12 protein-coding genes are annotated in these 12,866 nt (G+C 58.6%); 2 read left to right on the forward strand and 10 right to left on the reverse strand.

The window, feature by feature from the left end; translation table 11 throughout:
* Positions 1–37: 37 nt before the first annotated feature.
* The 10 genes from ACODS3_RS05155 to bioB form a co-directional block, all read right to left on the reverse strand.
* Entirely contained in the window at positions 38–199 is a 162-nt protein-coding gene (locus ACODS3_RS05155; RefSeq protein ID WP_201018825.1) for a YqaE/Pmp3 family membrane protein, read from the reverse strand.
* Positions 200–522: 323 nt separating this feature from the next.
* On the reverse strand, positions 523–2,301 hold the full coding sequence (locus ACODS3_RS05160; RefSeq protein ID WP_201018826.1) for an acyl-CoA dehydrogenase C-terminal domain-containing protein: 1,779 nt from the start codon (positions 2,299–2,301) through the stop codon (positions 523–525).
* A gap of 222 nt (positions 2,302–2,523) precedes the next feature.
* The gene (locus tag ACODS3_RS05165; RefSeq protein WP_201018827.1) at positions 2,524–3,822 is read right to left on the reverse strand and encodes a GGDEF domain-containing protein; all 1,299 of its coding nucleotides are present in this window, start codon (positions 3,820–3,822) and stop codon (positions 2,524–2,526) included.
* A gap of 238 nt (positions 3,823–4,060) precedes the next feature.
* Complete coding sequence (locus tag ACODS3_RS05170; RefSeq protein WP_201005109.1) at positions 4,061–5,866, reverse strand: phenylacyl-CoA dehydrogenase; 1,806 nt, start codon at positions 5,864–5,866, stop codon at positions 4,061–4,063.
* Positions 5,867–6,190: 324 nt separating this feature from the next.
* The gene (locus ACODS3_RS05175) at positions 6,191–6,487 is read right to left on the reverse strand and encodes a pyrroloquinoline quinone biosynthesis protein PqqE (RefSeq protein ID WP_201018828.1); all 297 of its coding nucleotides are present in this window, start codon (positions 6,485–6,487) and stop codon (positions 6,191–6,193) included.
* Between the two features lie 156 nt (positions 6,488–6,643).
* Entirely contained in the window at positions 6,644–7,330 is a 687-nt protein-coding gene (gene bioD, locus ACODS3_RS05180) for a dethiobiotin synthase (protein ID WP_201018829.1), read from the reverse strand.
* A gap of 31 nt (positions 7,331–7,361) precedes the next feature.
* A complete protein-coding gene (bioC, locus tag ACODS3_RS05185) occupies positions 7,362–8,171 on the reverse strand; it encodes a malonyl-ACP O-methyltransferase BioC (protein WP_489033567.1) in 810 nt (269 codons plus the stop codon).
* Positions 8,164–8,895 carry an alpha/beta fold hydrolase gene (locus tag ACODS3_RS05190; RefSeq protein WP_489033569.1) on the reverse strand — a complete coding sequence of 244 codons (732 nt, stop codon included), beginning with the start codon at positions 8,893–8,895 and terminating at the stop codon, positions 8,164–8,166. Before ACODS3_RS05190 ends, bioC begins: the two co-directional genes overlap by 8 nt.
* Complete coding sequence (gene bioF / locus ACODS3_RS05195; RefSeq protein ID WP_201018832.1) at positions 8,888–10,078, reverse strand: 8-amino-7-oxononanoate synthase; 1,191 nt, start codon at positions 10,076–10,078, stop codon at positions 8,888–8,890. The genes ACODS3_RS05190 and bioF overlap by 8 nt, the downstream gene beginning before the upstream one ends.
* A 66-nt stretch (positions 10,079–10,144) precedes the next feature.
* Positions 10,145–11,203 (reverse strand): biotin synthase BioB, encoded by a 1,059-nt coding sequence (gene bioB, locus ACODS3_RS05200; RefSeq protein WP_122317437.1) that lies wholly within the window; start codon positions 11,201–11,203, stop codon positions 10,145–10,147.
* Positions 11,204–11,294: 91 nt separating this feature from the next.
* On the opposite strand from bioB, the gene ACODS3_RS05205 reads away from it, so the two are divergent.
* Both ACODS3_RS05205 and ACODS3_RS05210 read left to right on the forward strand, forming a co-directional pair.
* Entirely contained in the window at positions 11,295–12,029 is a 735-nt protein-coding gene (locus ACODS3_RS05205; RefSeq protein WP_489033572.1) for a ComFC family protein, read from the forward strand.
* Between the two features lie 62 nt (positions 12,030–12,091).
* A complete protein-coding gene (locus tag ACODS3_RS05210) occupies positions 12,092–12,856 on the forward strand; it encodes a TOBE domain-containing protein (protein WP_489033574.1) in 765 nt (254 codons plus the stop codon).
* The last annotated feature ends 10 nt before the right edge of the window (positions 12,857–12,866 follow it).

The raw sequence follows: 12,866 nt of genomic DNA on the forward strand, positions 1-12,866 counted from the left end.
ATTCGCTCCTACGGAAACGCCATTTAACGAATGGAAATCACTTACGAGTGGCGATGATGTACACCGCATGCACGATGCCCGGAATATAACCCAGCAGCGTCAACAGGATGTTCAGCCAGAAGGCACCACCGAAACCGACTTGCAGGAACACGCCCAGTGGTGGCAGCAGAATAGCGAAGATGATGCGAATGATGTCCATGGGCAAGCTCCTGATTAGATGACCTTTTACAGGCCTGGTAGCTAATCGACCCTGGGCATCGACAAGGGTTCCACGGGATCTGGCACACAGCCATTATAAAAATCGCAGGAACAAAGAAAACCCCGCCTAAGCGGGGCTTTCCAGACTGTTTCCCTGATATCCCTTTCGCCCCGCCATCCTGGCAGGAATCCCTTCGTGTCCCTGTTATGTCTTGTTGCGCATCCTGCGCTACGTCCATGGATTTAGAGTAACTTTGGATCCATTCTTATGGAAGAGGCAAAAAGCCAACACAACACGTAAGCAAATGCTTACAGACTACGACTTCAAAATTGTGACGCATCCATCAGGAACAATGATTCGCTGCCTGCGCGCACGCTGGCATTGAGGGAGTGGATACGCGGCAGCAAGCGAGCGAAGTAGAAACGTGCGGTGCCTAGCTTGCTGGCGTAGAAGTCTTCCTGCCCTTCCTTGCCCAGAGCAGCCTTGGCCATTCTGGCCCACATGTAGGCATAGGCGGTGTAACCGAACAGGTGCAGATACTCCACCGAAGCTGCGCCGATCTCATTGGGGTTGGCTCGCGAGCGGTCAAGCACCCAGCGAGTGAGTTCATTCAGCATATCCAGCGCTGCGCCCAAGGGCCTGGTGAACTCGGCAAGCGAGCTATCGGCACCGCTGATGAATGCCTGCACTTCGTCGGCGAACAACTGATAGAACGCGCCGTTCGACCCGACAATCTTGCGGCCCACCAGATCCAGAGCCTGAATGCCATTGGTGCCTTCGTAGATCTGGGTGATGCGCACATCACGCACCAGCTGCTCCTGGCCCCATTCACGGATGTAACCATGGCCACCGAATACTTGCTGGCCGTGAACCGTGGTTTCCAGGCCGATATCGGTCAGGAAGGCCTTGGCGACCGGAGTAAGCAGCGCGACCAGATCATCGGCGCGCTGACGAGCGGTATCGTCTTCGCTGAACTTGGCGATATCCAGTTGCAGGGCGACATAGCTGGAGAAAGCCCGGCCACCTTCGTTGAAGGCTTTCATCGTCAGCAGCATGCGGCGCACGTCCGGGTGAACAATGATCGGGTCAGCCACCTTGTCCTTGTTCTGCGCACCGGTGGGCGCACGGCTTTGCAGACGATCACGGGCATATTCCACAGCGTTCTGATAAGAACGTACGCCGGAAGCAAGCCCCTGAATACCGACACCCAGACGCTCGTAGTTCATCATGGTGAACATGGCCGCCAGGCCTTTATTGGGCTCGCCGATCAGATAGCCGACGGCATCATCGAAGTTCATCACACAGGTGGCCGAAGCCTGGATACCCATCTTGTGCTCGATGGAGCCGCAACTGACCGTATTGCGCTCACCCAGGCTGCCATCCTCGTTGACCATGAACTTGGGCACCAGGAACAGCGAAATACCTTTAGGGCCTGCTGGCGCATCGGGCAGCTTGGCGAGGACCAGATGAATGATGTTCTCGGTCAGGTCGTGCTCGCCACCGGTGATGAACACTTTGCTGCCGGTAATCTTGTAGGAATTGTCTGCCTGAGGAACGGCCTTGGTGCGGATGATGCCAAGGTCGGTACCGGCATGGGCTTCGGTCAGGCACATCGAGCCGCACCAGGTACCTGCATACATGTTCGGCAGGTAAATCGCCTTGAGCTCTTCGGTCGCGTGAGTATTGATCGATACACAGGCGCCTGTGGTCAGCATCGGGTACAGGCCGAACGCCAGGCTGCCGGAGTTGAGCATTTCCTCGACCTGCGCCGACACCACCTTGGGCATGCCCATGCCGCCAAAATCCGGGTTACCGCCAACGCCCACCCAACCGCCTTCGGCGTAGGTCCGATAGGCTTCAGGGAAACCTGCAGGCGTGGTGACGACAGTGTCCTTCCAGTGGCAGCCCTCTTCGTCGCCATTACGGCTGAGCGGGGCAATAGTTTTGCTGCAGACCTTGCTCGCTTCTTCGAGGATCGCATCGACCGTCTCGACATCGACAGTTTCTGCAAGCGCCGGCAATTGAGCCCAGAGTCTGGAAACCTCGAACACTTCATTGAGGACGAAACGCATATCGCGCAACGGCGCTTTGTAGTCAGCCATGGCAAACCTCACAAGCAGGGAGCAAGAAAACCTGAAAGAAGATCCAGACACGCTACGTGCCCGAATCAGGTGGCAATGTCCAAGAGTCTAACCGAACAACGTTTCAGAGACATAGGGTCATGACGTGACTAAAAGACAAATTAAAGTCACAAACATATTCGACAGACGAAACGACACGGCGCTGCATGACAGGCAGCGCCGTTCAATGACAGCAATTCCACTTTAGCTGACAGCTTCAGCGGTACGCACCGCTCCGCGTCTGTTCTGCTGACCATGGGCAATGACACAGTTGCGCCCTGCCCCTTTGGCGGCATACAGCGCCTGGTCAGCAGCCTTGAGGACTTCTTCGGGGGTCCGATGCTCCGGCTGGCGTTCGGCAACACCAATACTCACCGTCACCGAGACACTGTTCGACGCTGTAGCACCCCGTTTTTGCCGGCCTTGCTGGTCGTCCTTCGGGCGACTGTCCTTGTTGCGCAACAGGATTTCGTAATTGGCGATGCTCTCGCGGATGGCTTCCAGATGAGGCAGGCACTCTTCAAGCGTCTTGCCAGCAAAGACGATGGCAAACTCTTCACCGCCATAACGATAGGCCCTGCCACCGCCGTTGGTGATTTTCGACAGCTTGCTGGCCACCAGACGCAGCACCTGGTCGCCGACATCGTGGCCATGGGTGTCGTTGAATTTCTTGAAGTGATCGACGTCACTCATCGCCAGCACGTAATTGCGTCCCAGCCGCTGCATGCGCTCATTGAGTGCCCGACGCCCCGGCAACCCGGTGAGCTCGTCGCGGAACGCCATTTGATAGGCTTCATGGGCAACCGCTGCGGCAATCATCAGCATCACCTGGCTGCACATGATATTCAGGGTGAACGGCAGGATGAAGGTCTTGGGCAATGCCCAGAAAAGCCCCAGCAACCCGACGATCTGTGCCGCATGCAAGGGCCGTGGCTTTTCCAGGTATTGCCAGATCAACAGGCCGAACGAGCCCAGAAACATCGCATACGACAGCTGTATCAGGCTCATCCAGGAGCCATGCAATGCAGGCCAGCGGATATCCGCCAGCCAGGTCTGCACTTCGGCGGGATAGCTTTGCTCAAGCCCGAACGCAACGCTGCCCACGGCGACCAGTACCGCAATACGTGCCACCAGGTCCTGGAACAGATGGGTACGCTCTTCCCATGCCGCATACAGCCCGAACAATACCGGCAGTAGCAGGCACACAAGATGGAAAACCACGGCAGCATCCTCGCGGACCTTGCCATGATCGCGGTAGTAATCGGTCTGAGTATCGAGCAGGAAGTAGGCGATATAGACGGTGATCATCAGAAACAGCTCACGCTGACGTCGATAAACACCGCAATAGGCACCGCCCAGCAACAGGACCAACGTCGGCAGCACGTTGAACAGGGAGGTGAAGAATACGTTCAGGTCCTTGACGTAAGCAGCCGCAAGTCCTGCAAACAGCAACGCTGCAGAAGGAAGAAAATGACTCAATCGTGCAGCAGATGGACGCAACAAGGGAAATGTCTCCTACTCGGCATCGGAGTGAATATCTGGAGTAATGGCATTGTGCCTTTATCCAGTGAGCAATGCATACAGCAGGATTGATAGCTGGCTACTTTTCTGTAACGGCAGGAGATCGAAAAGGTTTATTGATTGCCTGGGCAAAGAAAGCGGTTTCTCGATCTTTTCATTTATCCAAGAAAAAGCCGCCTGACCCGCAGGGCCAGACGGCTTTGAGAAACGAGCAGGCTTATCAGTAAGCCAGACCGAAATCCTCTTCCTTCATATCCATCAGGTTGCCAGCACCGGAAAGGATAGCGGCGACATGAGTACGGGTACGCGGCAGGATGCGCTGGAAGTAGAAACGCGCAGTCTGCAATTTGGCGGTGTAGAACGCTTGCTCGGATGTACCGGCTGCCAGCTTCTCGGCCGCCAGACGCGCCATGTCCGCCCAGAAGTAAGCCAGGCAGGCATAGCCGGAATACATCAGGTAATCCACCGAAGCGGCACCGACTTCTTCACGGTCCTTCATGGCCGCCATGCCCACTTTCATGGTCAGCTCGCCCCATTCCTTGTTCAGCGCAGCCAATGGCGTCACGAACTCCTGAACACTTTCGCTGCCTTCGTTGGCCTGGCAGAACTTGTGGACGATCTTGGTGAAGCCCTTGAGCGCTTCGCCCTGTGTCATCAAGACCTTGCGGCCCAGCAGGTCCAGCGCCTGGATACCGGTGGTGCCTTCGTACAGCATCGAGATACGGCTGTCGCGAACGTTCTGCTCCATGCCCCACTCGGCGATGAAACCGTGACCGCCATAGATCTGCACGCCATGGTTAGCGGCCTCGAAGCCCACTTCTGTCATGAAAGCCTTGGCAATCGGCGTCATGAACGCCAGCAGTGCGTCGGCGGCTTTCTTCTGGTCTTCGTCTTCGCTGTATTTGACGATATCGACCTGCTTGGCCGTGAAGTACACCATGGCCCGCGTGCCTTCGGCGAAAGCCTTCATGGTCAGCAGCATGCGGCGTACGTCAGGGTGAACGATGATCGGGTCAGCGGCCTTGTCCGGTGCTTTCGGGCCGGTCAGCGAGCGCATCTGCAGACGATCGCGAGCGTATTTCAAGCCACCCTGGAACGCGACTTCGGCGTGGGCCAGACCTTGCAGTGCAGTCCCCAGGCGAGCGGTGTTCATGAAGGTGAACATGCAGTTCAGGCCTTTGTTCGGCGGCCCGATCAGGAAACCCTTGGCAGAATCGAAGTTCATCACGCAGGTAGCGTTGCCGTGGATACCCATCTTGTGTTCGATCGAACCACAGGTCACCGCGTTGCGCTCACCGATGCTGCCGTCGGCGGCAGGCAGGAACTTGGGCACGATGAACAGCGAAATACCTTTGGTGCCTGCCGGAGCATCCGGCAGACGCGCCAGCACGATATGAACGATGTTATCGGCCATGTCGTGTTCGCCAGCGGAAATGAAAATCTTGGTGCCGGTGACGTTATAGGAACCATCGGCCTGAGGCTCGGCCTTGGTGCGCAGCATGCCAAGGTCAGTACCACAATGAGGTTCGGTCAGACACATGGTTCCGGTCCATTCGCCGGACACCAGCTTGGTCATGTAGGCCTCTTGCTGCTCAGGCGTACCGTGTTCGGAAATGGTGTTCATCGCGCCATGAGACAAGCCTGGGTACATGCCCCATGACCAGTTGGCCTCGCCAACCATTTCGCTGACGGCCAGACCAAGCGACTCGGGCAGACCCTGACCGCCGTGCTCGACGTCATGGGCCAGGCTTGGCCAGCCACCTTCGACGAATTGCTTGTATGCCTGTTTGAAGCCGGTCGGGGTTTTCACGCCCGATTCACTCCAGGTGCAGCCTTCGGTATCGCCGACCCGATTCAGGGGAGCCAGTACCTGCTCGCAGAACTTGGCACCTTCCTCAAGAATGGCATCGACCATGTCTGGCGTTGCGTCCTGGCATGCCGGCAGACTTTGGTAGTGCGCTTCATAACCGAGCAGCTCATCACGAACGAAACGAATATCACGCAAGGGGGCCTTGTATTCAGGCATAGCGATAAACCTCTGCTGATGAATCCTGGAACGAATGACCGGGCGGTCGCCGGGAGCATACTCCCAGGCACCAGACAATCTCGTATGCCTTACGGTCAAACAGGTGTTTGAAACATACGTTTACGCCTAAACCTTGTCAATAGCACTTCACACACCGTTTATCATCGATGCGCTACAGACCGCGCACGCGAAGGCATGCAGCGTTGATGAAACGATGCCGTGAGTCTAGTTGAGGGAAGGAAGGTTGCGGGGGTGATACAGGCAAGTGATAGCGTGAAATTCAGACAATGACGCCGTGCGCAGAAGGCACGGCGTAGACGGGGGTCAAGCGTAAGTGTCGATCAGAGTACCCAGCGCTTCGTCGCTGGCTTTCTGCGCAGCCAGACCCGCCTGGATCTGCTCTTTTCCGGCAGCCAGTTCAACGATGTTGGCAGGCAGATCGGAACGCTGGCTACGGTCGACCGAGCGCAGGTTCTCTAGCTGGAAATCCGAAGACTGGCTTCTTCCGGAGACTTCGATGCCGGTGCTGGCGATCTGGGTGGCTGCCTGATCGACACGCTCCTGCCCAACCTGAATCGCGCTCAGGCCTGGATAGAGTGTATTGTTCATGGTGATTTGCATAAGCCGGTCCTCAGTTCAAATAGCGAACAGGTGCTATTGAACCAGTAAATGCAGCGGAATACTCGACAAAAAGACTAATGGCACATGGCCGGACAATAGGTTCTGCCTTGAACCGGACAAAAGCGCCTTGTGTATCAGCAACATAGTGAATGTGTTTCAAAATCCGTCGAGCAGTTCCAGATGCAGGTGTTCCGCCACAGCATCGGCACTCGCTTTCTTCAGACGCGGCAAACGCCCGATACAAGGCGCAGGCAGACGCTCGGAGAGGGTCGCAAGGTTTTCTTCCAGCCGAGAGGTCTTGGGTTCGATGATGTTGGCGACCCAGCCAGCCAGTTGCAGCCCGTCCCGAGCGATGGCTTCAGCCGTCAGCAATGCATGATTGATACAGCCCAGACGCACGCCCACCACCAGAATGACTGGCAATCCCAAACCCATGGCCAGATCGGACAGATTGCTCTGATCCGCCAGAGGAACACGCCAGCCGCCCGCCCCCTCGATCAGAGTGAAATCGGCGTTTCTGTCCAGCAGGCGGCGCATGGGTTGCAGCAACGAATTGACCGTCAGTGACACACCGGCTTCGCGGGCGGCCAGGTGCGGCGCGATGGCCGGCTCGAAGGCAAAGGGGTTGACGTCGTCATAGCCAACATCCAGCGAGCACTCGGCCAGCAAGGCCAGGGCATCGGAATTACGCAGCCCTTGCGATGTGATGACACTGCCGGAGGCGACAGGCTTGCCCGCTGCCGTGCTCAGCCCGGCCAGTCGAGCCGCATGCAGCAGGCCCGCTGCGACAGTGGTCTTGCCTGCGTCCGTATCGGTTCCCGTGATGAAATACGCAACACTCATCTTGGCGGCCTTCCCTTGTCTCGCAAGCCCATCAGTTTTTTTCAAGCACCGCATAGACCACTTGATAGGTGGCGGGTAGCCCAGCGTCCTGGCGAAACGTCTCGTAGGCCTCAACCAGGCCACGAATCCGCTCCCTTCCCGTCAAGCCACCTGGGCGTCCGGGATTGAGATTATGCGCACCCAATGCTTTCAGTTCATGGGTCAGGCTGCGCACATCCGGGTAATACAGCACATGCGGCCGGACCTCAAGGCTGCGCACGCGCAAACCACTGGCAGCACACAACTGGCGATAGTCATCCAGCTCGCGAAAACGATTGACGTGTACCAGACCATCGACTGTCTGCCAACTGTCCCGCAGTTCCTGCAAAGTCCCGACACACAAACTGGAAAACGCAAACACACCACCGGGCTGCAAAACCCGGCTGGCCTCACTGAGCACTGCGGCAAAGTCCGCACACCATTGCACCGCGAGGCTGGAGAAAACCAGCTCGCAACTTTGCGCCTGTAGCGGCATACGCTCGGCATCGCCCGCCACAAAGTAACGGGCACCGCCCAATGGCCGGGCATGACGCAACATGCCCTGAGCGATATCCAGTGCAACGCCTTCGCTGTCCTTGAAAGCCTGCCCCAGCAGCCGGCTGAAATAGCCGGTGCCGCACCCCAGATCCAGCCAGCGCGACGGGCTCAACTCTTCGGGCAAACGTGTAAACAGCTCATGGCCGACAGCCCGCTGCAAATCCGCCACGCTGTCGTAGCTGCCAGCGGCGCGGGAAAATGACTCGGCGACCTGACGCTTGTCAGGCAAGCCTCCGGGTAATTTGACGTGGGAAAGATCAGTCATCGCCCGACTCATGCAAAAAGGCCTGGATCGCCGCTGCCACTCCATGAGGGTTTTCCAGGATGAACGCATGGCTGGCCTGTTCAATCAGACCAACTTCAATATCCGGCAGCAGTGCCAGGAGATCACCTGCGGCCTCGGCGGGCACGAAAGCATCGTGCCCCGCGAACAGATGCAATTGCGGGCCGCGATAGGTCTGCAAGGCACTGCGGGTATCGAGCTGCCCCAGTACTTTCAGGCCATCGACCAGCGTGTTCGTCGACGTCTGGGGCGCCCCGGCCTTGAGCAGACGCGACAGACCGCGAGGGTCTTCAGCGCCCTGGGTACACAGCAGGCTGAAGCGCTTCAAAGTGGCATCGGAATCCGCCGAGCAACCGGCCAGAAAAGCCGAGAACTCGCCTTCCGCCATTGCATTGGGCCACGCGCCACGGGTCACGAAACTGGCATTGCTCGCCAGGGTCAGCAACCCGCAGCAATCGTCGCCGCGTCGCGCTGCCAGTTCCGCAGCCAGCATGCCACCCAGCGACCAGCCGCCCAGCCAGGCACCGGTCGGGATGTTGGCGTCCAGCTCATCGAGCCAATCCTGAACGTCGCTGCTGTCGAGTACCGGCAACGGCTCGATCTCGACCCGCAAATGCTCATCCAGCCCGCGCAATGCAGCGGCCAGCGGCTCAAGTGGCGAGACACCAAGGCCCCAGCCGGGTAGCAGGATCAAGCGATCACGCATGCTCGGACTCCATCGATTCACTTGCACCCAGCAGCGGGTAACACTGCTCCAGTGCATTCAACAATAGCTGCACTTGGTCGGCACTGTGCGCCGCAGACAACGTCACCCGCAAACGGGCGCTGCCAGCGGGCACGGTCGGTGGACGAATCGCAGTCACCAGCAAGCCTCGCTCACGCAACATCTGCGACAAGCGCAAGGCACGGCCGGCATCGCCGATCATGATCGGCTGGATTGGCGTGAAGCTGTCCATCAGTTGCAGACCGATCTGCTCGGCGCCACTGCGAAACTGCTGAATCAAACGTGCCAGATGCTCGCGACGCCAATGCTCGGTGCGCAGCAGCTCCAGGCTCTTGAGCGTGGCGCAGGCCAGTGCGGGCGGCTGGCTGGTCGTATAAATGTAGGGCCGGGCGAACTGGATCAGGGTTTCGATCAACTCCTCGCTGCCCGCCACAAAAGCACCCGACGTACCGAATGACTTGCCCAGCGTGCCGACCAGCACCGGCACATCTTCCATGCTCAGCCCAAAGTGCTCGACGATACCGGCACCGTTAGCCCCCAGAGGGCCGAAGCCATGGGCATCGTCCACCATCAGCCAGGCACCCTTGGCTTTTGCAGCTTGCGCCAGCGCGGGCAAGTCAGCGATATCGCCATCCATGCTGAACACGCCATCGGTGACTACCAGCGTATCTCCAACGGCTTTTTCCAGCCGGGCATTCAGGCTGGCCACGTCGTTGTGCAGGTAACGGGAAAAGCGCGCGCCGCTGAGCAGACCGGCATCCAGCAGCGAAGCATGATTGAGCCGGTCTTCCAGCACCGTATCGCCCTGCCCCACCAGCGCCGTCACGGCACCGAGGTTGGCCATATAGCCATTGGAGAACAACAACGCTCGCGGGCGGCCGGTGAGTTCGGCCAAGGCTTCTTCAAGCTCGTGATGCGGACCGCTGTGACCGATCACCAGATGTGAAGCGCCACCACCCACGCCCCAACGCTCTGCGCCCGCCTGCCAGGCGGCGATCACTTCAGGATGGTTGGCCAGGCCCATGTAATCGTTGTTGCAGAACGCCACAAGCGGCTGGCCATCGACCGTCACCTGCGGGCCTTGCGGGCTTTGCAGCAGTGGACGCTGGCGATAGAGATGTTCGGCACGCCGCGCTTCAAGGCGCGTGCGGAGATCGAAAGACATGCAGGCCCCGGTCTTCAGAAAAGATGATTCAAACCGGGCCGCTCGCAAGCGGCCCAGTCACGAGGATCAGGCAGACGCCGCGTCGTAGAACATGGCGCTGCTCTTCTGCTCGACCAGCGCCTGTTCGATGGCGGCCTGGTGAACTTCATCGGCGTGCTCTTCGCGGGCTTCGGGCTTGATCCCCAGACGCGAGAACAACAGCATGTCCTTGTCGGCCTGCGGGTTGGCGGTAGTCAGCAATTTCTCGCCGTAGAAAATCGAATTGGCACCGGCGAAGAACGCCAGGGCCTGCATCTGCTCGTTCATCGCCTCGCGACCGGCCGACAGGCGGACATGGGACTGCGGCATCAGAATACGAGCCACGGCCAGCATGCGGATGAAGTCGAATGGATCGACTTCCTCGGCGTTCTCCAGCGGCGTGCCTGCGACTTTCACCAGCATGTTGATCGGCACCGACTCCGGGTGCTCAGGCAGGTTCGCCAACTGAATCAACAGCCCGGCGCGGTCGTCCAGCGACTCGCCCATGCCCAGAATGCCACCGGAACAGATCTTCATACCCGCATCGCGCACATACGCCAGGGTCTGCAAACGCTCGCTGTATGTGCGGGTGGTAATGATGTTGCCGTAGAACTCCGGCGAGGTGTCCAGGTTGTGGTTGTAGTAATCCAGACCCGCCTGGGCCAGCGCTTCAGTCTGGTCCTGATCCAGACGACCCAGGGTCATGCAGGTTTCCAGGCCCATGGCTTTGACACCTTTGACCATTTCCAGCACGTAGGGCATGTCTTTGGCCGATGGATGTTTCCAGGCCGCACCCATGCAGAAACGGGTCGAACCGATGGCCTTCGCGCGAGCGGCTTCTTCCAGAACCTTCTGCACTTCCAGCAGCTTTTCTTTCTCAAGACCGGTGTTGTAGTGACCGGATTGCGGACAGTACTTGCAGTCTTCAGGGCAGGCGCCGGTCTTGATCGACAGCAGGGTCGAAACCTGGACGCGGTTGGCGTCGAAGTGAGCGCGGTGCACAGTCTGCGCCTGAAACAGCAGGTCATTGAATGGCTGTACGAACAACGCCTTGACCTCGGCTAAAGTCCAGTCGTGACGCAGAGTGGCGGTGGTGCTGGCGCTCATTGGGCGGCTCCTTGGTTTTTTCAGGCAATGCGCCAAGGCGAAGAAAGCCCACAAGCGCTACACGGATGTTCGGCATATTTAAGGAAGAGCCATGCGCTGTCAACCCGATTACAAACACAAGGTTTACATCTGGTTAAAAAACAAACAAATCTGTTTATTATGCGATGAACTCAGCGATGCACCTTTTCCTGTCTGCGTGGCCTGTGAAACCGATTTGCCCTGGCTTGGCGACCAATGCCTGAATTGCGCCCTGCCGCTTCCGGTCTGCGGTCTGACTTGCGGACAATGCCTCAAAAAGCCACCGGCGTTCACGGAGGTCATCGCTCCCTGGCTGTACGATTTTCCGGTCGACAGCCTGATCACTCGCTTTAAACACCAGAGCCGGTGGCCCATGGGGCAATTGCTGGCCGAACTGGCCGGGCAATTCCTGCAACACCGCTTCGACGAGGGCCTTGCCCGCCCCGATTGTCTGCTGCCCGTTCCCTTGGCCAACAAACGTCTGCGCCAGCGCGGCTACAACCAGGCGGGCATGCTGGCCGACTGGCTCGGCAAAACTCTGAGCCTGCCAGTGGATGAGCACCAGTTGCTTCGCATCCGCGAGACAACGGCCCAGCAAGGGCTGGACGCAAAAACCCGCAAACGTAACCTGAACGGCGCCTTCAAGGTGGTCGATGCGGCCTGGATACAAGGCAAGCACCTGGCCTTGGTAGACGATGTGCTGACCACAGGTTCTACAGCCGATGTGATTGCCCGTGCCCTGCTCAGGAACGGAGCGCGGCGGGTGGATGTTTACTGCCTGGCCAGAACACCCAAGCCCGAGGGTTGATCGTTTCGCTCGCCGACTTGCCTTACACTTCGCTCTTCCCATCAGCCACACAATCCGTCGCCATGCCCTTACCGACTCTGCTGACGCAACATATGATCCGTCGCCCACAGCGCATCGAGTTGCTGCAACACATCGCTGAGCAAGGCTCCATCACCCGGGCGGCCAAAAGTGCGGGGTTGAGTTACAAGGCAACCTGGGACGCCATCGATGAACTGAACAATCTGGCGCAAAAGCCATTGGTCGAGCGCAGTGTCGGCGGACGAGGTGGCGGTGGCGCGAAACTGTCCGCCGAAGGTGAGCGCGTGCTGCGTCTCTATCAACGACTGCAGGCATTACAGGCCCAGGTGCTGGAAGCCACCGAAGAAAGCGCGGACCTGGACCTGCTCAGTCGCCTGACCCTGCGCACCAGCGCCCGAAACCAACTGCTTGGCCGTATCGCGAGCATCACGCGACATGGGCACAACGACCATATTCGCCTGAAAGTGGCGGACGAGGTGTTCATCGAGGCGCAGATCACCCATGACAGCACCCTGCGTCTGGATCTGGGCCTCGATACCGATGTCGTCGCTCTCATCAAGGCAGGCTGGCTTGAGCTGTTTCCCCACGACCACGAAGAAACAAATGGAAACAATTGCCTGCTCGGACTGATCGATACCATTCTCGAAGCCGAAGACGGCCCTTGCGAAGTACGCATCAGCCTGCCTGGAGGCCAGACGCTGTGTGCCTTGGCGCCCTCTGAACAGCTTCAGGCCCTGCAACTGGAAACGGGCAGTCGGGTGCAGGTTCAGTTCGCGCCGTCTCTGGTCTTGCTGGGCACATCTTTGTAAGCGCCTGTGT

This window comes from Pseudomonas sp. FG43, assembly GCF_057809175.1.

What these genes read in the sequence shown, in the direction of transcription:
- ACODS3_RS05160 (WP_201018826.1), bottom strand. Translation starts at nt 2,301, where the DNA reads ATGGCTGACTACAAAGCGCCGTTGCGCGATATGCGTTTCGTCCTCAAT.
- ACODS3_RS05155 (WP_201018825.1), bottom strand. Translation starts at nt 199, where the DNA reads ATGGACATCATTCGCATCATCTTCGCTATTCTGCTGCCACCACTGGGC.
- bioB (WP_122317437.1), bottom strand. Translation starts at nt 11,203, where the DNA reads ATGAGCGCCAGCACCACCGCCACTCTGCGTCACGACTGGACTTTAGCC.
- ACODS3_RS05190 (WP_489033569.1), bottom strand. Translation starts at nt 8,895, where the DNA reads ATGCGTGATCGCTTGATCCTGCTACCCGGCTGGGGCCTTGGTGTCTCG.
- bioF (WP_201018832.1), bottom strand. Translation starts at nt 10,078, where the DNA reads ATGTCTTTCGATCTCCGCACGCGCCTTGAAGCGCGGCGTGCCGAACAT.
- ACODS3_RS05170 (WP_201005109.1), bottom strand. Translation starts at nt 5,866, where the DNA reads ATGCCTGAATACAAGGCCCCCTTGCGTGATATTCGTTTCGTTCGTGAT.
- ACODS3_RS05205 (WP_489033572.1), top strand. Translation starts at nt 11,295, where the DNA reads ATGCGCTGTCAACCCGATTACAAACACAAGGTTTACATCTGGTTAAAA.
- ACODS3_RS05175 (WP_201018828.1), bottom strand. Translation starts at nt 6,487, where the DNA reads ATGCAAATCACCATGAACAATACACTCTATCCAGGCCTGAGCGCGATT.
- bioD (WP_201018829.1), bottom strand. Translation starts at nt 7,330, where the DNA reads ATGAGTGTTGCGTATTTCATCACGGGAACCGATACGGACGCAGGCAAG.
- bioC (WP_489033567.1), bottom strand. Translation starts at nt 8,171, where the DNA reads ATGACTGATCTTTCCCACGTCAAATTACCCGGAGGCTTGCCTGACAAG.
- ACODS3_RS05210 (WP_489033574.1), top strand. Translation starts at nt 12,092, where the DNA reads ATGCCCTTACCGACTCTGCTGACGCAACATATGATCCGTCGCCCACAG.